We start from the raw sequence: 19,439 nt of genomic DNA, 5'->3' as shown, positions 1-19,439 counted from the left end.
CGAGCCGGGCGACTCCGATGCGGAGAGCCGGGGCGGCGAGGGCAGCGACTGGGACCGGCCGGTCCGAATCGCCTACTCCCCCTGCCCCAACGACACCTTCGTCTTCGACGCCTGGGCCCATGGCCGCGTCCCCGGCGCGCCGCCGCTGGACGTCACTCTCGCGGACATCGACCTCACCAACGGAATGGCCGAGCGCGGCGAGTTCGACGTGCTGAAGGTCTCGTACGCGGTGCTGCCCTGGGTCCTGGACGAGTACGCGCTGCTGCCCTGCGGCGGGGCGCTGGGCCGGGGCTGCGGGCCGCTGGTGCTCACCAAGGAGGCCGCGAAGCCGGCCGATCTGGCCGGGCGGACGGTGGCCGTGCCGAGCGAGCGCTCGACGGCCTTCCTGCTCTTCCGGCTGTGGGCCGCGGCCGAGGTGCCGGGCGGCGTCGGCGAGGTGGTCGTGCTGCCGTTCCACGAGATCATGCCCGCGGTGCGGGACGGCAAGGTGGACGCCGGCCTGGTCATCCACGAGGCGCGCTTCACCTACCGGGACTACGGGCTCAGCTGCGTCGCCGACATGGGCGACCACTGGGAGGGCACCACCGGCCTGCCCATTCCGCTGGGCGCCATCATCGCCAAGCGCTCGCTGGGCGCGGCGAAACTGCGCGAACTGGCGGAAGCCGCACGCACGTCCGTCCGCATGGCCTGGGACGATCCGGCGGCCTCCCGCCCGTACGTCCTGGAGCACGCGCAGGAGATGGACCCGGACGTCACGGACCAGCACATCGGGCTGTACGTCAACGAATTCACGGCCGGACTCGGCGAGACCGGCTACGCCGCCGTGCGCGGGCTGCTGACGCGCGCCGCGGCCGAGGGGCTCGTACCGCCCCTCGGCCGGGATGCGCTCAGGTTCGTATGAGCTTTCGTATGAGCTGCTGCGGATGACTCCGCATCAGACGTCCAGCTGGTCCGCGACCGCGCGCAGCATGTTCGCGATCTTGGCGCCGTGCGCCTTGTCGGGGTAACGGCCGCGCTCCAGCTGCTGGGTGACGTTCTCCAGGAGCGTGGTCAGGTCCTGCACGATGGATGCCAGCTCGTCGGGCTTGCGGCGCTGGGCGGCCGCGACCGACGGGGTGGGCTCCAGCAGCATCACGGAGAGCGCCTGGTCACCGCGCTGGCCGGCGACGACGCCGAACTCCACGCGCTGGCCGGGCTTGAGGGCGTCGACCCCGTCCGGGAGCACCGAGGAGTGCACGAAGACGTCTCCGCCGTCGTCGCGGGAGAGAAAGCCGAAGCCCTTCTCGCTGTTGAACCACTTGACCTTGCCGGTAGGCACGTCTGTCCTCGTCCTCGTGTCTCGTCGGATACGAAAAATTACGAAAAAGCTTAAAAATCGCCGTTAGTCAAGAGAAAAACAGCTCTGGATAGCACTACAGCGGGTCGCAAGACCCGCTACCCCAAGGCTAATGGTCGCGGGCCCGGTGACAAGACGTCCTCGGGTCGTACCTCTGCGCGTTCGATCCTGAAACGGCTGGTGCCGCGGCCGTGCGGCGGCCGTGCGGCGATCGTGCCGCCATGCCGCCGCTCAGGGATCTACCCTGGTCAGGTGAGTAGCGAAACGCCCCGAGCCGGGGATCTGCTGGTACGGACCGGTGCCATTGTCTTCCTGGTGGGTGCGGTGGCCACGCTGGCCACGGTCGCACCGCTGTTCCTGGGGGCGGATCCGCTGCCGCCGGCGGCGTACTTCGTCTGCATGCTGATGGGTGTCGGTTTTCTGATCGCGGGGGCGGGTGTGCTGCGCGGCATCGCGCAGGAGCGGCGGCGGGTGCGGGGCTGACCGCGGGTCGTTCGGGGTGCGCTCCGGGGGGCCTCCGGCGGTCCTTTCCCCACCCCGCCCCTTCCCGAACTGGGGCTGCGCCCCAGACCCCGGGACCGCGCTTCGCGCGCCACGCGGCGGAGCCGCAAATCGAGCACAGCCTCAAACGCCGGACGGGCTGGAAAACCAGCCCGTCTGGGGGCACCTCCCAGCGGTAGCTGGGGGAGTTTGAGGACCGGGGGTCCGGGGGCTTGCCCCCGGTTACGGGAAGGGGCGGGACAGGGGAGAAGAACCCTCCCAATACCCCCGCAGCCACCCCGGAAACTCCGTCAACCCCCCACCCAGCACCACATCCGCCCCCGCCGCCCGCAGTTCCTCCGGCCCGTACGGGCCCGTCGGTACCGCCACCGACACCGCGCCCGCCTCCCGGGCGCCCCGCACGTCCCCGACGTGGTCGCCCACATACACCGACGCCCCGTGCTCGCGCAGGGCCACCGCCTTGGCCTCCGCCCACAGGTCGCCGATCAACTCGTCGGGCTCGATGGCCAGGTGGTCCAGATGGAGCCGTGCGTTCCGCGGGTTCTTGGCCGTGACCACGATGGCCCGGCCGCCCAGCTCCCGGACCGCGGCCACCGCCTCCCGGGCCCCCGGCAGGGCGGGCGAGGGTGCGATGCCGTGCGCCGGGTAGGCGGCCAGGTAGATCTCGCATGCCTCCGCGATGCGGTCCTCCGGGAACCAGTTGCGCAGCTCGTGCGCGACCGGCGGGCCGAGCCGGGTGAGCACGAGGTCGATGTCGACGTACGTGCCGGTGGCCGCGACCAGGGCCTCGTACGCGGCTCTGATGCCCGGCCGCGAGTCGACCAGCGTGAGGTCGAGGTCGAAGCCCACCGTGAGCTGACGGCCGAGGGCCGTGTCCGTGCGCTGATGCGGGGTCATGCCCCACATTGTGCCGCGCACCCCCCCGTGGACTCAGCCTCGCCTGACTCGGTTTCAGGAGCGGAGTACGGGGTCGGAGCCCCCGGGCTTCGCCCCCGCGCGCAGCGCGAGGGGTCCGGGGTCCGGGGTCCGGGGGCGCAGCCTTCGGATTCGGGAAGGGGCGGGATCGGGAAAGGAAACCCCCTACCCCTGCCGCCGCGCCCGCCAGACCACGAACGCAGCCGACGCCAGCGCAGCAACCCGCACCACCACCGGCCACGTCCCCGCCAGCGCCTCCCCCATCCCGCCCTGCGGTATCGGCTCGCCCCAGCGCTCGTTGACGCGGCCCCACAGCCACACCACCCCGCCCGCCGCCGCCAGCCCGGGCAGGCCCATGACCGCGAACTTCGACTCCGCCTGCGACAGACGGCGCGTGACGTACGCCAGCGCCCACCCCGCAGCCAGCACGATCCAGTTGCCGATCACCGCCCCGACCGCCAGCAGGCCCGCCACCAGCAGGAGCAGCGGGCTCATGGAGACACCGCCGGAACCGAAGAAGCCGCGGCGGCCGTCGTCCTCGGCCGGCGTGGTCTCCTCGGCGTCCTCGGGCTCCTCCTCGGCCTCCTTGGCCGCGGCCGCCTCCGCCGCCGGCCGCGGCGGCTTGAGCATGTCCGGGATCTCGATCCCGCCCACGAACCCGTGCACCGCATCGCCGCCGCCACCGACACCGCCGCCGAACGGCCCCGCCTCCACCCGCCACCAGTCCGGGTCCGGGGCCGGGTCCGAGCCCGCGGCACCGGCGCCGCCGCGCGGCCGCAGCTCCTCCTCCGTGGCCAGGTGCGGCGGCAGCGCACCGCCCAGCATGCGGACGTACTCCCCGTTCCGGCGCTGCTCGGGCACCCTGCCCGCACCCGCACCGTCCGTGCCGCCCGCGCCCGCTCCGGCGACCGCCTCCGACGGGGTGCCCAGCCCGTCGAGGATGCGCTGCACGGCGGCCGGCGTGTCCGCGCCCTCGTCGGCCCGGCGCCGCTCGATCTCCGCCCGCAGCCGGGTGACCAGGCGCATCCGGTCGGCGGACGTGAGCGCCTGTCTCTGCGCCAGGTCCCCGACCTTGCTCAGGTAGTCGTAAACCAGCTGATCGCTCTCGATCCCCACCGAAGCCCCCAAGACCACATCAGCCTTCGAACCCCACCGAAGGTACCGGTTCCCGGCTTCCGGATCCGCGTGCCGAAGCCAAGCCCGGGGCAATCCGCGCGGACCCGGTACCGTAAGCAGAATGACCACTTCGCGGGAGACCGGCAGCACCGGCGGCAGCACCGTCGCAGGGCCGCGCACGCTCGCCGAAGAGCTGCGCACCCGTCCCGACAACGCCCTGGCGGGGCTGCTGCGCGCCCGTCCCGACCTGCTCAGCCCCGTGCCCGGCGACCTCACCCAGCTGGCCACCCGCGCCTCCACCCGCGCGTCCGTCGTCCGCGCCCTGGACCGCCTGGACCGGTTCGCCCTGCAGGTCGCGGAGGCGCTGGCGGTGGCCCCGGACCCGTGCCCGTACGACAGCCTCGCCGGGCTGATGACGGGCGACGAGCCCACCGACCCGCACGTCGCCGCCGAACTGCCGCGCGCCGTCGCCACCCTCCGCGAGCAGGCCCTGATCTGGGGCGGCGAGGACCGTCTCCACCTGGTGCGCACCGCCCGGGAGCTGCTGGCGCCCAGCGCCGCCCACCTCTCGCCCACCGGGCTCGGCCCCACCGTCGCCGAGGCCACGGCCGGAATGTCGCCGGGCCGGCTCCAGCAGATCGTCGCCGCCGCCGGGCTGCCCGCGACCCACGACTCGGTGTCCGGCGTCGCCGCCCTGACCGCGCTGTTCACCGACCGCAAGCGCATGGCCGCCCTGCTGGCCGACGCCCCCGACGAGGCCGCCGCCGTGCTCGGCAAGCTGCTCTGGGGCCCGCCCCACGGCACCGTCACCGCCGACCCCGCCCTGCACCTGCGCTGGCTCCTCGACCGCGGCCTGCTGCTGCCCACCGCCCCCGGCGCCGTGGTGCTGCCCCGCGAGGTCGCCCTCCACCTGCGCGCCGGGCGCGCGCACCGCACCCCGGAGCCGCTGCCCCCGGACCTCGCGCCCGTGACCGGACACTCGCCGGACACCGTCGACGCGACCGCGGCCGGGCAGGCGTTCACCGCGCTCACGACCGTCGAGGAGCTGCTCGGCGAGTGGGAGACCGCGGGCCCGCTCGTCCTGCGCGCGGGCGGGCTGAGCGTACGGGACCTCAAGCGCACCGCCGCCCTCCTGGACACCACCGAGACCGACGCGGCCTTCTGGGCCGAGCTGGCCTTCGCGGCGGGCCTGCTGGCCTCCGACGGCGACGTGGACGAGCGGTACGCGCCCACCCCTGCGTACGACGACTGGCTGGTGCTCCCCGCCGAGCGCCGATGGGTCCGTCTCGCCACCGCCTGGCTCGCCACCACCCGCACGCCCGGCCTGGCGGGCGAGAAGGACGCAAAGGGCCGCATCCTGGCGGCGCTCGGCCCCGACCTGGACCGTTCCCCGGCCCCGGAGGTCCGCCACCGGGTGCTCGCCCTGCTGGCCGAGCTGCCGCCCGGCGCCTCCGTGCCCGCCGACACCCTGCTGGCCCGCCTCCAGTGGGAGCGGCCCCCGCGCCACGCGACGGACGACCTGCGCTCCCGGCTCGCCCTCCGGGCACTGGCGGAGGCGGAGGCGCTGGGCCTCACCAGCCGGGGTGCCCTCGCGAGCCACGCCCGCGCCCTGCTGACGGACCCCGGCGCGGCGGCCGTCGAGCTGACCCCGCTCCTCCCCGAGCCCCTGGACCACGTCCTCCTCCAGGCCGACCTGACCGCCGTCGCCCCCGGCCCGCTGCACCGCCCGCTCGCCCAGACCCTGGGCGTCCTCGCGGACGTCGAGTCCAAGGGCGGCGCCACGGTCTACCGCTTCACGCCCGATTCGGTGCGCCGCGCCCTGGACGCCGGCCGGACCGCCGCCGACCTGCGGGCCTTCCTCACCGAGCACTCCCGCACGCCCGTGCCGCAGCCGCTCGCCTACCTGATCGACGACGTGGCCCGCCGCCACGGCCACCTGCGGGTGGGCGCGGCCTCCTCGTACGTGCGCTGCGACGACGAGACGATGCTGGCCGAGATCCTCGCGGACCGCCGCTCGGCGCCCCTGCGGCTGCGCCGCCTGGCCGGGACGGTGCTGGCCGCGCAGGCCGCACCCGACACGCTCCTGGAGACCCTGCGCATCATGGGCTACGCCCCGGCCGCCGAGTCCGCGGAGGGCGACGTGGTCGTCACCCGCGCCGACGCCCGCCGCACGCCCGCGCGCACGCCCCCGGCCCCGGTCCAGGACGGCCCCCCGGCGCCCGGCCCCACGCTGCTGGCGGCCGCGCTCCGCGCCATCCGCGCGGGCGACCTGGCGGCCACCGCCGAGCGCAGGCCCGTCGCGGCCCCCGCCCCGGCGGACGGCGGGCTGCCCCGCACCACTTCCGCCGACACCCTCGCCGCCATGCAGGCCGCCGTCCTCACCGGCACCTCCGTCTGGATCGGCTACGTCAACGCCGAGGGTGCCGCGAGCCAGCGCGTGATCGCCCCGGTCCGCGTCGAGGGCGGCTTCGTGACCGCGTACGACCACACGGCCGACGAGGTGCGCACCTACCCCCTGCACCGCATCACGGGCGTGGCCGAGCTGGCGGACGAATCGGCCTGACCTGCGGCAGTATCGCCGGTATCGATCGGTACGGCCTTAATCGCTTTGGTGATCCCTTTACCTGCCGATTAGCATGATCACTGCGCCGCGGGGCCGCAGAGCCCCGCGGCCGCTTATTTCAGCAGTGCTTATCAGGGGGACACTTCACAGTGAAGCTGCATCGAATTGCGGCAGGCGTCGTCGCGGCCGCCATGGCCCCGGCCGTTTTCCTGTCGGCCCCGGCCGTCGCGGCCGAGACCGGCCCGAAGCCCGCCGCCACCGCGCAGGCGGGACAGACCACTCCCGCCACGCAGGGCCTCGCCATCGCGCTCAAGGGCCCCGGCAACATCACCGCGGGCAACTGGACGGACCTCCAGCTGGCCGTCGACAACCGCGGCGGCGAGGACGTCGAGGACCTCTCCTGGGACCTCAACACCTACACGTCGGCAACCGACTTCAAGAGCGGCGACTCCGAGCTCGAGTACCGGGCCAAGGACGGTTCCTGGCAGAAGGCCGAGAGCTACACCTTCAACGGCGACCTCCACTCGATCAAGTGGGGCCGGGTGGAGAAGGACGCCGCCTTCACCGTCGACCTGCGCGTGCGGTACGCGCCGCACGTCACCGGCAACGGTGTCATCATCACGTCGGCAGGCTCGCGCACCAAGACCATCAGCGCCCGCCACTTCCAGTACTTCGACGTCATGCCCGCCGAGAGCGTCCAGATCCCCGCGGACAAGATCACGGACCACCGCGCCCGGGTGGCGCTCACGGGCCTGGCCCCCGCGGCCGGGATCCGGGCGGGCGGCGACTGGCAGGAGTTCCAGCTCGTCATGGACAACCGCCGGGGCGACGCGGACATCGCGAACTTCAAGCGCACCATGTCGGTCGGCTTCGCGGGCAAGGTGCAGCCGGGCCAGGTCGAGGTGGAGTACCGCACCTCCCCCGGCGCGGCCTGGCAGTCGTGGAAGCCCATGGTCAACCGGTCGCCGTTCAGCTTCTACGGCTCCCTGGGCTCCCAGAAGCTCGCCAAGGGGGCAGTGCAGACGATGGACGTCCGGCTGCGCGTCGCCTCCGGCGCGCCCACGGGCAACGCCACCGTGATGCTGTGGGGCGGCCCCGAGGGCTCCTACACGCGGACGACGATGCGCCTGGTCGACGTCACGGCCGGCTGATCGGCTGAAGCCGCAGGACCGGAGCGCCCTTCCCCACCGGGAGGGGCGCTCCGCGCTTCCGCTCCGTGCTCTCGCTCCCTGCTTTCGCCTCGCACTCCGCACGCCCGCACCCCGGCGAAGTAGACTCGTGTGTTTCGCAAGCAAGGCGAATACGGACGCGAATACAGACGCGAACACGGACAGCGAAAGGGCGGGCGTGAACGGACCCCTCATCGTCCAGTCGGACAAGACGCTTCTGCTCGAGGTCGACCACGAGCAGGCCGACGCGTGCCGCCGCGCCATCGCGCCGTTCGCGGAGCTGGAGCGCGCGCCCGAGCACATCCACACCTACCGGGTCACGCCGCTGGGCCTGTGGAACGCCCGGGCCGCGGGGCACGACGCCGAGCAGGTCGTCGACGCCCTCGTCACCCACTCCCGCTACCCCGTGCCGCACGCCCTGCTCGTCGACATCGCCGAGACCATGGCCCGCTACGGGCGGCTGAAGCTGGTCAAGCACCCCACGCACGGGCTGGTGCTGGAGAGCACCGACCGGCCGGTGCTGGAGGAGATCCTCCGCTCGAAGAAGATCACGCCGCTGGTCGGCGCCCGGATCGACCCCGACACCGTCGCCGTCCACCCCTCCGAGCGCGGCCAGATCAAGCAGACGCTGCTCAAGCTGGGCTGGCCCGCCGAGGACCTGGCCGGTTACGTGGACGGCGAGGCCCACCCCATCGAGCTGCACGAGGACGGCTGGGCCCTGCGCGCGTACCAGCGGCAGGCCGTGGAGGGCTTCTGGCACGGCGGGTCGGGCGTGGTCGTGCTGCCCTGCGGCGCGGGCAAGACGCTCGTCGGCGCGGGTGCGATGGCCAAGGCCAAGGCCACGACGCTGATCCTCGTCACCAACACCGTCTCGGCGCGGCAGTGGAAGCACGAGCTGGTGAAGCGCACCTCGCTGACCGAGGACGAGATCGGCGAGTACAGCGGGACGAAGAAGGAGATCCGCCCGGTCACCATCGCCACCTACCAGGTGCTGACGACCAAGCGGAAGGGCATCTACCCGCACCTGGAGCTGTTCGACTCCCGCGACTGGGGCCTGGTCGTCTACGACGAGGTGCACCTGCTGCCCGCGCCGGTCTTCAAGTTCACCGCGGACCTCCAGGCCCGGCGGCGGCTCGGGCTGACCGCGACGCTGGTGCGCGAGGACGGGCGCGAGTCCGACGTCTTCTCGCTCATCGGGCCGAAGCGCTTCGACGCGCCCTGGAAGGAGATCGAGGCGCAGGGCTACATCGCCCCGGCGGACTGCGTCGAGGTACGCGTCAACCTCACCGACTCCGAGCGGCTGGCGTACGCGACGGCCGAGACGGAGGAGAAGTACCGCTACTGCGCCACGACCGCCACCAAGCGGAAGGTCACGGAGGCGCTGGTGCGCCGGCACAAGGGCGAACAGACGCTGGTCATCGGCCAGTACATCGATCAGCTCGACGAGCTGGGCGAGCACCTCGGCGCGCCGGTGATCAAGGGGGAGACGAGCAACGCCCAGCGCGAGAAGCTCTTCGACGCCTTCCGGGAGGGCGAGCTGAACGTGCTGGTGGTGTCCAAGGTCGCGAACTTCTCCATCGACCTGCCGGAGGCGACGGTCGCCATCCAGGTGTCGGGCACCTTCGGCTCGCGCCAGGAGGAGGCCCAGCGCCTGGGCCGCGTGCTGCGCCCGAAGGCCGACGGCCACGAGGCACGCTTCTACTCGGTGGTCGCCCGCGACACGGTCGACCAGGACTTCGCCGCGCACCGCCAGCGCTTCCTGGCGGAGCAGGGGTACGCGTACCGGATCATGGACGCGGACGCGCTGCTGGCGGAGGACTGAGGACGGCGGGCCGGGTACGGCGGACCGAGTCAGGCCTTGCGCTCGTCCGCGTACTGGCCGAGGACGGCGACGCTCACGACCGCGCCTGCGAAGACCTTGATCGCCCGGAAGGCGGAGGAGAGGGAGAAGGCGGAGGCCGGGTTCGGGGTGGCTGATGCGGTGGTCATGCACTCCATGATGGTTTCCCGGGCCGCCACGGACATCGGCCTGCCGGTGTAAACGCGCGGGCGCGGGCGTACGACCCAAGGATCATGGCGTCCCCTACGGGAGGCTGACGGCGACCCTGAGAGCCGCCCGGGGTGCGCGGAAAATCATTCGCGCGTCCCGGGGCGGGTGACTAAACTCGCCCTTTCCCCGCCTCCCGCCAGCGCCTCTGGGAGCGCCGCCGCCCGGTCGGAAACCGGCGGTCCACCGCTCGTTCCGCCGTACGCCTGGAGGCTCCGCCGTGCCCGCGCCGCAAGTGACCGATGTGAACGACCCCCTCGAGCGGGAGCGCGCCCACCTGGCGTCGTCCCGTGCCGCGCTGCGGGCGATGCGGGCCGACGCGGAGGCGCTCGACATCAAGGACGTGACCGCCAACTGGGTCAACGCGGCCGTTCTGCAGCGGCAGATCGAGGAGCGCATCGCCGCCCTGGCCGATCTCGCGCACACCCCGCTCTTCTTCGGGCGCCTGGACTATCTGCACGCGCCGGGGGCGGAGAAGGCGGAGGGTGCGGAAGGCGAGCAGTTCTACATCGGGCGGCGGCATGTGCACGACGCCGAGGGCGACCCGATGGTCATCGACTGGCGCGCGCCCGTCTCGCAGCCGTTCTACCGGGCCTCCAAGAAGGACCCGATGGACGTCGGGATGCGCCGCCGATTCGGCTACACCGGCGGGGAGTTGACCGCCTACGAGGACGAGGACCTCACGGACCCCGCGGCCGGCGAGCAGGCGAGCAGGCTCCTCCAGACCGAGATCGAGCGGCCGCGTGTCGGCCCCATGCGGGACATCGTCGCGACCATCCAGCCGGAGCAGGACGAGATCGTGCGCGCCGGGATCGGCGGCACCGTCTGTGTGCAGGGCGCGCCCGGCACCGGGAAGACGGCCGTCGGCCTGCACCGCGTCGCGTACCTCCTCTACGCCCACCGCGAGCGGCTGGCCCGCGCCGGGACGCTGGTCGTCGGCCCCAACCGGTCCTTCCTCCGGTACATCGAGCAAGTGCTGCCCGCGCTCGGCGAGTTGAACGTGGCGCAGGCGACCGTCGACGACCTGGTCGCGCATGTGGAGGTGCGGGGGACGGACTCCGCGGCCGCCGCCCGGATCAAGGGCGACGCGCGCATGGCCGAGGTGCTGCGGCGCGCGCTGCGGTCGGGGGTGACGATGCCGGCCGAGCCGGTCGTCGTCGTGCGCGGCGCGCGGCGCTGGCGGGTGCCGGCGTACGAGATCGAGGAGATGGTGCGGGAGCTGCTCGACCGCGACATCCGCTACGGCGCGGCCCGCGAGGCGCTGCCGCAGCGGATCGCGCACGCCGTGCTCGTCCGGATGGAGGAGGCGGGCGAGGCGCCCGACGACCGGGTGCAGAACGCGGTCGCGCGCAACGCGGCCGTGAAGGCGGCGGTGAAGGAGATCTGGCCGCCGGCCGACCCGGCGAAGCTGGTGCTGCGGCTGCTGTCCGACGCGGAGTTCCTGGCGGAGCACGCGGCCGGGCTGCTGGCGGAGGAGGAGCAGCGGGAGATCCTGTGGGAGCGGCCCGCCCGGAGCGTGAAGTCGGCCAGGTGGTCGGCCGCGGACGCGGTGCTGATCGACGAGGCGGCGGACCTGGTGGCGCGCACGCCCTCGCTGGGCCATGTGGTCCTGGACGAGGCGCAGGACCTGTCCCCGATGCAGTACCGGGCGGTGGGCCGCCGCTGCACGACCGGCTCGGCCACGATCCTGGGCGACCTGGCGCAGGGCACGACCCCGTGGGCGACGGCGAGCTGGGCAGAGGCGCTGACGCACCTGGGCAAGCCGGAGGCGGCGGTCGAGGAGCTGACGCAGGGCTTCCGGGTGCCGCGCGAGGTCATCGCCTATGCGTCGCGGCTGCTGCCCGCGATCGCACCGGGCCTGGCGGAGGCGACGTCGGTGCGGGAGTCGCCGGGCGACTTCTCGGTGCGCCCCGTGGCGCCCGCGGAGCTGGACGCGGCGGTGCTGGACGCGTGCCGCGAGGCGCTCGCGCGGGAGGGCTCGACCGGGCTGATCGCGGCGGACGGCCGCATGGCGGCGCTGGGCGGGATGCTGACGGCGGCGGGCCTGCCGTACCTCGCGCCCGGCGAGGAGACGTCGGCGGAGGCGCGGCTGACGCTCGTCCCGGCGTCCCTCGCCAAGGGTCTGGAGTACGACTACGTGGTGCTGGACGAGCCGTCGGCGGTGGTCGCGGGCGAGCCGGACGAGCGGACCGGGCTCCGGCGGCTGTACGTGGCGCTGACACGGGCGGTGTCGGGGCTGACGGTGGTGCACGCGGAGCCGCTGCCGGCCGCCCTGGGAGACGGCTCTACTGCGCCTTGAGCAGCGCCTCCACCAGCCCCGGGAACCGCGCGTCCAGCTCCTCCCTGCGCAGCCGGACGTAGCGGTTGCGCCCCACCACGCGCGTGGAGGTGATGCCCGCCTCGCGCATCACCTTCATGTGGTGCGAGACCGTCGACTTGTGCAAGTGCACGAGCCCGAGCCGCTCGGACGAGCAGTCGTACTGACCGCCCGCGGCATACACCCGGAACAGGTGCAGCCGCACCGGGTCGCCCAGCGCGTGCAGCACCTTGACCAGCTCGATCTCTCCGGCCTCCGGCTGCGGCAGCAGCTCGCCCTCCGTTGCCGTCACGGCACCGCCCTCCTCCAGAACGTTTGACACTCATCAAACAATCTCTATTGTTTGACGCACACCAAACTGTACTTGTACTTGTCGTCCGGAAGGACACCCGTGCGTCTCCGCCTGCTCCTGCTCGCCCTCGGCACGTTCGCCATCGGCACCGATGGCATGGTGATGGCCGGCATCCTCGGCCTCGTCGCCCACGACCTGCACGTCTCGGTCTCCGCCGCCGGGCAGCTTGTCACCGTCTTCGCGCTCTCCTACGGGCTCCTGGCACCCGTGCTCGCCGCCCTGACCGCCCGCTGGCCGCGCCGCCGCCTGCTGCTCACCGCGCTCGCGGTCTTCACCGCGGCCAACGTCCTCAGCGCCCTCGCCCCCACCTTCCCGCTGCTGCTCGCCACCCGGGTGCTGGCCGCCGCGGGAGCCGCCCTCTACTCGCCCACGGCCAGTGCCGTCGCCACCTCGCTGGTGCCCCCGCAGCAGCGCGGCCGGGCCCTGGCGACCGTGCTCGGCGGCATGACCGTCGCCACCGCGCTCGGCGTGCCGCTCGGCACGTACCTCGGGCGCAGCGACTGGCGGCTGACCATGTGGCTCGTCGCCGTGCTGGGCGCCGCCGCCTTCGCCGGGCTCGCCGCCCTGCTGCGCGAACTGCCCGCGCCCGCCGCGGCACCCGGGCTGCGCGAGCGGCTCGCGCCGCTGCGCGACCGCCGGGTGGTGTGGGCGGCGGCCACGACGTTCGCGTTCTTCCTGACCTTCAACTCGGTGTACATCTACCTCGCGACGGCGGTCCACGACGCAACGGGCGGGGACGCGGCGCGGCTGTCGCTGGTCATGCTGGCCACCGGCCTCGCCTCGTTCGCGGGCAGCTGGACGGGCGGCCGTGCCGTCGACCGCTTCGGCGTGCGCACCGTCCTGCTCACGGGCAGCGCGGTGACGGCGCTGTGCTTCGTGCTGCTGCCGTGGCTCGGGCGCTCGATGCCGGGAGCACTGGCCTACGCCCTGGTGACCCCGCTCGCGGGGTGGGCCGTGGCGGTGGCGCTTCCGCACCGGATGGCATCCCTGGCCCCGGCCAGTGCACCGCTGCTGCTCTCGCTCAACAGCAGCGCGCTGTACCTGGGCATCGCGGCCGCGGGCGGCGCAGGCAGCCTCTTCATCACCCTGCTGGGCGACCACGACTTCCCGCTGGCCGCGGCAGCCCTGGCCGTGGCGACGCTGGCACTGGCGGCGATGACGACGCGAACGCCCGCGAAGACCGAGACGGCAGCCCCGGCTCCGGCCCCGGCCCGGGTAGGGGCCGGAGCCTGAGGGACCCCGGGGTCCGGGGCGGAGCCCCGCCCTGCGGCGGAGCCGCATATCGGATACAGCGGGAAGGGGCGGGATCGGGGAATCCCACCCCGCCGCAACGGCGATCAGCCACGACGACGGCATCCGGCGGTGCCGAACCGCCCCGACCCCGGGCCCGTCACCCGCCCGTCACCCGTCAAGCGCCTCCCGCCAGCCCCGCACCGCCCCCGCCGCCACCGGCGAAGCCCACCCCGCGGGCCGCGCCGCGCCACCGATGTGGAAGGCCGTGACCCCACCGGCCCGCAGCACCGGCACGTGCTCGAGCCGGAGCCCGCCCCCGGCCATGATCCGCGGCTCGTAGCCGGGTTCGTCGCCGCGCCCCGCCTCCGCGAGCAGCGTCGCGAGCCCGTCGTCGACACCGGCCGCGGAACCCGCCGTGAGGTAGGTGTCGAGGCCCGGCTGGTCGGCGAGCTGCTTGCGCAGGGCGTCGCGGTCCGCCGCGCGGTCGATCGCGCGGTGGAAGGTCCAGCGGGCCCGCGGCCCGATCGCGTCGGCCAGGGCGGTCACCGCCGCCAGGTCGGCACGCCCGTCCTCGGTGAGGTAGCCGAGGACGAACTCCTCCGCCCCCTCCGCCCGCAGCGCCCGCGCCGTGTCGCACAGCGCCTCCAGCGCCGCGGAGCCGCCGACGGAGAAGCCGTCCGCGGCACGCAGCATCACCCGCACCGGAATGCCGACGGCGTCCCGCACCGCCGCGAAGGTCTCCAGGGCCGGGGTGAGGCCGTCGGCCGCCATGTCGCTGACCAGTTCGAGCCGGTCCGCACCTCCGGCCTCCGCCGCCACCGCGTCCTCGGCACCGAGCGCGATCACCTCAAGAATTGGTCTAGACATGTAGCAAAGCCTGCCACACCGGCCGCCCCCGGTTAAAGCCGTACTCCACAATTGACCCATGGCAGCCAAGCCCGAGCACCCGTCCGGAGACCGGCGCGCGCCCGCGCCCGAGCCCGCGCCCGAGTCGGCGCACGAGCCGACGCCCGGGACCCCGCAGGAGGAGCTGCGCGAAGCCCTCCGCGCCCGGTGGCACGAGACCGTCGAGCGCGTGCGCACCGTGCCGGACCCCGATCCCGGGCCGTACGCCGACGACCTGCTCGGCCGCTGGTCCGAGCCGCAGCGGCGCTATCACACGGTCGGGCACCTCGCGGCCGTCCTCGGGCACCTCGACGCGCTGGCGTCCCACGCGGACCACATCGACACCGTGCGGCTGGCCGCCTGGTTCCACGACGCCGTCTACCGCCCCGACCGCTCCGAGAACGAGGAGCGCTCCGCCCACCTCGCCGAGCTGGCGCTGCCCGAGCTGGGCCTCGACCCGGCCCGTACGGCCGAGGTGGCCCGGCTCGTCAGGCTCACCGTCAGCCACGACCCCGCCCCGGGCGACCGCGACGGCGAGACGCTGTGCGACGCCGACCTCGCCGTTCTGGGCGGGTCGCCGGAGGAGTACGCGGCCTACGCGGCGGCCGTCCGCGCGGAGTACGGCTTCGTGCCGGACGCCGACTTCCGCCGGGCCCGTGCCGACGTGCTGCGGCAGCTGCTCGCGCTCCCCCGCCTCTTCCGCACCCCGCTCGGCCACGACCGCTGGGAACTCCTCGCCCGCCGCAACCTCGCCACCGAGCTGGAGCTGCTCACCACCTGAGGGGTCTCCGCTTGGGGCGGCGCAGGCCCGACACCCGCAGCAGCCGCACCAGCTCCTTGCTGCCCACCTCCACCGCGCCCAGCCGCACCGCGTCCGTGTAGCGCGACTCCGGCACGTCGTAGTGGTCCCCGTCGAACGCCTGCGCAGGGGAGCCCAGGCGCACCGCGAAGGCGTGCAGCTCCTCGAAGGAGACGTCGCTGATCAGGTGGGACCACATCCGGCCGTGGCCCGGCCAGTTCGGCCCGTCGATGTAGAGCGTCACGAGGCCATCGCCATCAGCGCCGCAGCACCGTCGCCAGCGAGCCGACGGGCGCCACCAGCACCGCCTGCTTCGCGCACGCCCAGTGCGGATCGGGGCCCAGCTCGGGCTCGACGTCCAGGGCGTGGAGGTCACCGGAGTCCGTGCACACCGGGCACAGCGGCCAGCGGCCGTAGCGCTCCAGCAGGGCGTCCTGGACGTCCTGGGCGACGAGTCCGGGCAGGAACCCCACGCCGTCCGGCCACTGCTCGATCCACCAGCGGCGGTGCGCGATCGCGTCCTCGACGAGCGAGACCACATCGGCCTCCGCCACGTCTCCCGCCGCCAGGTCGGCGAGGACGAGCGCCCGCGCCGCGTGCAGTGCCTGTTCCAGCTCCATGCGACCCATTGTCGGATGCCGGGAGGGTTGACGGCACACCGGGCCGAAAATACCTTTCAGAGCGTGAGCAGCAAGCTGAAGGAAACTTTCGGAAGGCCCTCCTCTCACACACCGCCGGCCCCGGCCGCACTCGCCGCCAAGGTCCGCACGCTCGCGCCCACCATGACCCGCTCCATGCAGCGCGTCGCCGAGTACTTGGCCAACGACCCCGCGGGCGCCGCCGCCCTCACCGTCACCGGGCTCGCCGAGCGCACCGGCACCAGCGAGGCCACCGTCGTGCGCACCGCGCGCGTCCTCGGCTACCCCGGCTACCGCGACCTCCGCCTCGCCCTGGCCGCCCTCGCCGCCGAGCAGGCCGCCGGGCGCGCGCCCGCCGTCACCGCCGACATCGCCCTCGACGACCCGCTCGACGGCGTGGTCGCCAAGCTGGCCCACGAGGAGGCCCAGTGCCTGGCGGACACCGCCGCCGGGCTCGACACCGCCGCCCTGGAGTCGGCCGTCGCGGCCCTCGCCGCCGCCCGGCGCACCGACGTCTACGGCATCGGCGCCTCCAACCTCGTCGGCCAGGACCTCGTGCAGAAGCTGCTCCGCATCGGCCTGGTCGCCCACGCCCCCGCCGACCCCCACCTGGCCGTCACCAACGCCGTGCAGCTGCGCGCGGGGGACGTGGCGATCGCCATCACCCACTCGGGCCGCACGACGGACGTCATCGAGCCGCTGCGGGTCGCCTTCGAGCACGGCGCGACGACGGTCGCCATCACCGGCCGGCCGGAGGGCGAGATCGCGCAGTACGCCGACATCGTCCTCACCACGTCCTCCGCCCGGGAGAGCGAGCTGCGCCCCGCGGCCATGTCGAGCCGCACCAGCCAGCTGCTCGTGGTGGACTGCCTGTTCATCGGCGTGGCCCAGCGCACGTACGAGACCGCGGCGCCCGCGCTGTCCGACTCGTACGAGGCACTGGCCCACCGGCACGCCCCCGGCAGCCGGCGCTGACGACCCGTCCACCCCGCGAGGACCGCACGGAGAACCCATGACCCAGGCCGCCGCATCAGCCGCACTCCGCGCCCAACTGGCGTCGCTGACCACCGAGGCGTTCCGGCCCGACCTCGCGGACATCGACCGGCTGCCCACCCGGGCCATCGCCGAGATCATGAACGCGGAGGACGCGACGGTCGCGGCCGCCGTCGCCCGGCGGCTGCCCGAGATCGCGGCCGCCATCGACGCCACGGCCGCCCGGATGGCCCGCGGCGGGCGGCTGGTCTACGCGGGCGCGGGCACCGCGGGCCGGCTGGGGGTGCTCGACGCCAGTGAGTGCCCGCCCACCTTCAACACCGACCCGGCCCAGGTGGTCGGGCTGATAGCGGGCGGCCCGGAGGCCCTGGTCACGGCCGTCGAGGGGGCGGAGGACAGCGCCGCGCTGGCCGCCGCCGACCTGGACGCGCTGAAGATCGGGCCGGACGACACGGTCGTCGGCGTCTCCGCCTCCGGCCGCACCCCGTACGCCGTCGGGGCCGTCCGGCACGCCCGCGCCGCCGGGGCGCTCACCATCGGGCTGTCCTGCAACGACCGCTCGGAGCTGGGCGCGGCCGCCGAGCACGCCGTCGAGATCGTCGTGGGGCCCGAACTGCTCACCGGATCCACCCGGTTGAAGGCGGGCACGGCCCAGAAGCTCGTCCTCAACATGCTCTCGACGATCACGATGATCCGGCTCGGGAAGACGTACGGAAACCTGATGGTCGACGTCCGCGCCTCCAACGAGAAGCTGCGGGCCCGCTCGCACCGCATCGTCTCCCTCGCGACGGGCGCCGCGGACGAGGAGATCGAGGCCGCGCTGGCCGCGACGGACGGCGAGGTGAAGGACGCCGTCCTCGTCCTCCTGGGCGGGGTCGACGGCCCCACCGCCGCCCGCCTGCTGGCGGAGTCGCACGGCCACCTGCGCGCGGCGCTCCGTGCGACCGCCCCCGACTGACACTCCGTCACCCCCGGGTGGCGCTCCCCCGGAGCAAGACCATGCACGAAGACAAGCCGACGGACGACTCCACGGACTCCAAGGACTCCAAGTACAGCGCCGTCGCCGCCGCACTCCTCCCCCTGCTCGGCGGCGCCGCGAACCTTCTCTCCGTCGCCAACTGCATGACCCGCCTGCGCATCGAGGTCCGGGACCGCGCGCCGGTACGGGCCGACGCACTGCGCGAACTGCCGGGCGTGCTGGGCGTGGTGGAGGACGCCGCATCGTTCCCGGCGGCTCTGCAGATCGTCCTGGGCCCCGGCGCGGTCGCCCGCGTGGCCCCGGAGCTGGCGCGGCTCACGACACCCGCGCCACCGGCCGCTGCCGGACCGCCCACCGCGCCACCGCCCACGACCGAACCACCCGCCACCGGACCGCCCACCGCCGAGGCCCTCGCCGAGCGCGGCGCCGCCCTGCGCGCCGGGCGGAAGGCCCGCAACGCCACGCCCGGCAAGCTCTTCCTGCGCCGCATCGCCCAGGTCTTCGTCCCCCTGATCCCCGCCCTCGTCGGCTGCGGCATCATCGCGGGCCTCGCCGGGCTGCTCGCCAATCTGCACCGGCTGCCGTCACTCGTAGCGGCCCTGACGGCCGTCGCCTCCGGGTTCATGTCGCTGATCGCGGTGTTCGTCGGCTACCACACGGCCAAGGAGTTCGGCGGCACCCCGGTCCTGGGCGGGGCCGTCGCCTCGGTCGTCGTCTTCCCGGGCGTGGCCCGCGTGCACGCCTTCGGCCAGCAGCTCTCCCCCGGCCAGGGCGGCGTCCTCGGCGCGCTGGCCGCGGCGCTGCTGGCGGTGTGGGTCGAGAGGGGCTGCCGGCGGCTGGTCCCGGAGGCGGTGGACGTGCTCGTCACCCCGTTCCTCACGGTCCTGCTGCCCGGCCTGGCGACGCTGTACGGGCTGATGTACGCGGCCGGTTCGGTCTCCTCCGCGGTCGGCCGCTCCGCGGACTGGCTGCTCACGCACGGCGGCGCGGCGGCGGGCTTCGTGCTGGGCGGGCTCTTCCTGCCGCTGGTGATGCTGGGCCTGCACCAGGCCCTGATCCCGATCCACACCACCCTGATCGGCGAGCAGGGCTACACCGTCCTGCTGCCCCTCCTCGCCATGGCGGGCGCGGGCCAGGTCGGCGCGGCCCTCGCGGTCTACGTCCGGCTCTCCGGGAACGCCTCCGTCCGCAAGGTCATCCGCTCGGCGCTGCCGGCGGGCGTGCTGGGCGTGGGCGAGCCGCTGATCTACGGGGTGTCGCTGCCGCTGGGCCGCCCGTTCGTGACGGCCTGCGTCGGGGGCGCCTTCGGCGGGGGCTTCGTGGGCCTGCTGGCCCAGCTCGGCGACAAGGTCGGCGCCACGGCCATCGGCCCCTCGGGCTGGGCGCTGTTCCCGCTGCTCAAGGGCAACCACGGGCCGGGGGCGACGGTGGCGGTCTACGGGGCGGGCCTGCTGGTGGGGTACGCGGCGGGGTTCGCGGCGACGTACGCCTTCGGCTTCGGGCGGCGGGCCCTGGCGGAGCTGAACGCAACTCCACCGAGGGGGTGAAACGCCCGAGGGCGGCACCCCCGCACTGGGGGTGCCGCCCTCGGTCCGT

General features: G+C 74.1%; 19 protein-coding genes. 11 read left to right on the top strand and 8 right to left on the bottom strand.

What is annotated here, in order from left to right; genetic code table 11:
* Positions 1-67 precede the first annotated feature (67 nt).
* A complete protein-coding gene (locus AC1Z4A_RS18740; RefSeq protein WP_483683637.1) occupies positions 68-901 on the top strand; it encodes a 1,4-dihydroxy-6-naphtoate synthase in 834 nt (277 codons plus the stop codon).
* Between the two features lie 33 nt (positions 902-934).
* On the opposite strand, the gene AC1Z4A_RS18735 is transcribed toward AC1Z4A_RS18740, so the two are convergent.
* Positions 935-1,318: a cold-shock protein gene (locus AC1Z4A_RS18735; protein ID WP_483680309.1), complete on the bottom strand. Its 384-nt coding sequence runs from the start codon at positions 1,316-1,318 to the stop codon at positions 935-937.
* Between the two features lie 270 nt (positions 1,319-1,588).
* Here AC1Z4A_RS18735 and AC1Z4A_RS18730 point away from each other — a divergent pair, with 270 nt between their 5' ends.
* Positions 1,589-1,819, top strand: a complete 231-nt coding sequence (locus AC1Z4A_RS18730; protein ID WP_483680308.1) for a hypothetical protein — start codon at positions 1,589-1,591, stop codon at positions 1,817-1,819.
* A 240-nt stretch (positions 1,820-2,059) separates the two neighbouring features.
* Here the strand turns inward: AC1Z4A_RS18730 and AC1Z4A_RS18725 are convergent, their stop codons facing one another.
* Positions 2,060-2,743, bottom strand: a complete 684-nt coding sequence (locus tag AC1Z4A_RS18725; RefSeq protein ID WP_483680306.1) for an HAD family hydrolase — start codon at positions 2,741-2,743, stop codon at positions 2,060-2,062.
* Positions 2,744-2,917: 174 nt separating this feature from the next.
* Positions 2,918-3,868 (bottom strand): hypothetical protein, encoded by a 951-nt coding sequence (locus AC1Z4A_RS18720; RefSeq protein WP_483680305.1) that lies wholly within the window; start codon positions 3,866-3,868, stop codon positions 2,918-2,920.
* Between the two features lie 121 nt (positions 3,869-3,989).
* On the opposite strand from AC1Z4A_RS18720, the gene AC1Z4A_RS18715 reads away from it, so the two are divergent.
* The 3 genes from AC1Z4A_RS18715 (at position 3,990) to AC1Z4A_RS18705 (ending at position 9,422) form a co-directional block, all read left to right on the top strand.
* Positions 3,990-6,431, top strand: coding sequence for a helicase-associated domain-containing protein (locus tag AC1Z4A_RS18715; RefSeq protein WP_483680303.1), 2,442 nt, complete (start codon positions 3,990-3,992; stop codon positions 6,429-6,431).
* 149 nt (positions 6,432-6,580) lie between these two features.
* A complete protein-coding gene (locus AC1Z4A_RS18710; RefSeq protein ID WP_483680301.1) occupies positions 6,581-7,582 on the top strand; it encodes a hypothetical protein in 1,002 nt (333 codons plus the stop codon).
* Between the two features lie 196 nt (positions 7,583-7,778).
* Positions 7,779-9,422 (top strand): DNA repair helicase XPB, encoded by a 1,644-nt coding sequence (locus AC1Z4A_RS18705; RefSeq protein WP_483680300.1) that lies wholly within the window; start codon positions 7,779-7,781, stop codon positions 9,420-9,422.
* Positions 9,423-9,451: 29 nt separating this feature from the next.
* On the opposite strand, the gene AC1Z4A_RS18700 is transcribed toward AC1Z4A_RS18705, so the two are convergent.
* Entirely contained in the window at positions 9,452-9,589 is a 138-nt protein-coding gene (locus AC1Z4A_RS18700; RefSeq protein WP_483680299.1) for a hypothetical protein, read from the bottom strand.
* 278 nt (positions 9,590-9,867) lie between these two features.
* On the opposite strand from AC1Z4A_RS18700, the gene AC1Z4A_RS18695 reads away from it, so the two are divergent.
* Positions 9,868-11,946 (top strand): HelD family protein, encoded by a 2,079-nt coding sequence (locus tag AC1Z4A_RS18695; protein ID WP_483680298.1) that lies wholly within the window; start codon positions 9,868-9,870, stop codon positions 11,944-11,946.
* On the opposite strand, the gene AC1Z4A_RS18690 is transcribed toward AC1Z4A_RS18695, so the two are convergent.
* On the bottom strand, positions 11,933-12,256 hold the full coding sequence (locus tag AC1Z4A_RS18690) for an ArsR/SmtB family transcription factor (protein ID WP_483680296.1): 324 nt from the start codon (positions 12,254-12,256) through the stop codon (positions 11,933-11,935). The two genes, AC1Z4A_RS18695 and AC1Z4A_RS18690, sit on opposite strands and share 14 nt — an antisense overlap.
* A 99-nt stretch (positions 12,257-12,355) precedes the next feature.
* Between AC1Z4A_RS18690 and AC1Z4A_RS18685 the strand changes: the two genes are divergently transcribed.
* Complete coding sequence (locus tag AC1Z4A_RS18685) at positions 12,356-13,549, top strand: MFS transporter (protein WP_483680295.1); 1,194 nt, start codon at positions 12,356-12,358, stop codon at positions 13,547-13,549.
* 168 nt (positions 13,550-13,717) lie between these two features.
* Here the strand turns inward: AC1Z4A_RS18685 and AC1Z4A_RS18680 are convergent, their stop codons facing one another.
* Positions 13,718-14,416, bottom strand: coding sequence for a copper homeostasis protein CutC (locus AC1Z4A_RS18680; RefSeq protein WP_483680293.1), 699 nt, complete (start codon positions 14,414-14,416; stop codon positions 13,718-13,720).
* 58 nt (positions 14,417-14,474) lie between these two features.
* Here AC1Z4A_RS18680 and AC1Z4A_RS18675 point away from each other — a divergent pair, with 58 nt between their 5' ends.
* Complete coding sequence (locus AC1Z4A_RS18675) at positions 14,475-15,215, top strand: HD domain-containing protein (RefSeq protein WP_483680292.1); 741 nt, start codon at positions 14,475-14,477, stop codon at positions 15,213-15,215.
* On the opposite strand, the gene AC1Z4A_RS18670 is transcribed toward AC1Z4A_RS18675, so the two are convergent.
* The gene (locus AC1Z4A_RS18670) at positions 15,205-15,477 is read right to left on the bottom strand and encodes a DUF4031 domain-containing protein (RefSeq protein ID WP_483680290.1); all 273 of its coding nucleotides are present in this window, start codon (positions 15,475-15,477) and stop codon (positions 15,205-15,207) included. The two genes, AC1Z4A_RS18675 and AC1Z4A_RS18670, sit on opposite strands and share 11 nt — an antisense overlap.
* A 13-nt stretch (positions 15,478-15,490) precedes the next feature.
* A complete protein-coding gene (locus AC1Z4A_RS18665) occupies positions 15,491-15,853 on the bottom strand; it encodes a hypothetical protein (RefSeq protein WP_483680289.1) in 363 nt (120 codons plus the stop codon).
* A gap of 63 nt (positions 15,854-15,916) precedes the next feature.
* Here AC1Z4A_RS18665 and AC1Z4A_RS18660 point away from each other — a divergent pair, with 63 nt between their 5' ends.
* Genes AC1Z4A_RS18660 through AC1Z4A_RS18650 form a run of 3 tightly spaced genes read left to right on the top strand, consistent with a single transcriptional unit; the run spans position 15,917 to position 19,390 of the window.
* Entirely contained in the window at positions 15,917-16,846 is a 930-nt protein-coding gene (locus AC1Z4A_RS18660; protein ID WP_483680287.1) for a MurR/RpiR family transcriptional regulator, read from the top strand.
* A gap of 37 nt (positions 16,847-16,883) precedes the next feature.
* Positions 16,884-17,822, top strand: a complete 939-nt coding sequence (gene murQ / locus AC1Z4A_RS18655; RefSeq protein WP_483680285.1) for an N-acetylmuramic acid 6-phosphate etherase — start codon at positions 16,884-16,886, stop codon at positions 17,820-17,822.
* Positions 17,823-17,863: 41 nt separating this feature from the next.
* A complete protein-coding gene (locus AC1Z4A_RS18650; protein WP_483680284.1) occupies positions 17,864-19,390 on the top strand; it encodes a PTS transporter subunit EIIC in 1,527 nt (508 codons plus the stop codon).
* Positions 19,391-19,439 lie beyond the last annotated feature (49 nt).

This window comes from Streptomyces sp. 17_S59 (assembly GCF_056930295.1).
The sequence above is the reverse complement of the archived record's forward strand: the minus strand, read 5'-3'. Positions and strand labels throughout refer to the sequence as shown.

What these genes read in the sequence shown, in the direction of transcription:
- AC1Z4A_RS18725 (WP_483680306.1), bottom strand. Translation starts at nt 2,743, where the DNA reads ATGTGGGGCATGACCCCGCATCAGCGCACGGACACGGCCCTCGGCCGT.
- AC1Z4A_RS18715 (WP_483680303.1), top strand. Translation starts at nt 3,990, where the DNA reads ATGACCACTTCGCGGGAGACCGGCAGCACCGGCGGCAGCACCGTCGCA.
- AC1Z4A_RS18700 (WP_483680299.1), bottom strand. Translation starts at nt 9,589, where the DNA reads ATGACCACCGCATCAGCCACCCCGAACCCGGCCTCCGCCTTCTCCCTC.
- AC1Z4A_RS18680 (WP_483680293.1), bottom strand. Translation starts at nt 14,416, where the DNA reads ATGTCTAGACCAATTCTTGAGGTGATCGCGCTCGGTGCCGAGGACGCG.
- AC1Z4A_RS18675 (WP_483680292.1), top strand. Translation starts at nt 14,475, where the DNA reads ATGGCAGCCAAGCCCGAGCACCCGTCCGGAGACCGGCGCGCGCCCGCG.
- AC1Z4A_RS18665 (WP_483680289.1), bottom strand. Translation starts at nt 15,853, where the DNA reads ATGGAGCTGGAACAGGCACTGCACGCGGCGCGGGCGCTCGTCCTCGCC.
- murQ (WP_483680285.1), top strand. Translation starts at nt 16,884, where the DNA reads ATGACCCAGGCCGCCGCATCAGCCGCACTCCGCGCCCAACTGGCGTCG.
- AC1Z4A_RS18650 (WP_483680284.1), top strand. Translation starts at nt 17,864, where the DNA reads ATGCACGAAGACAAGCCGACGGACGACTCCACGGACTCCAAGGACTCC.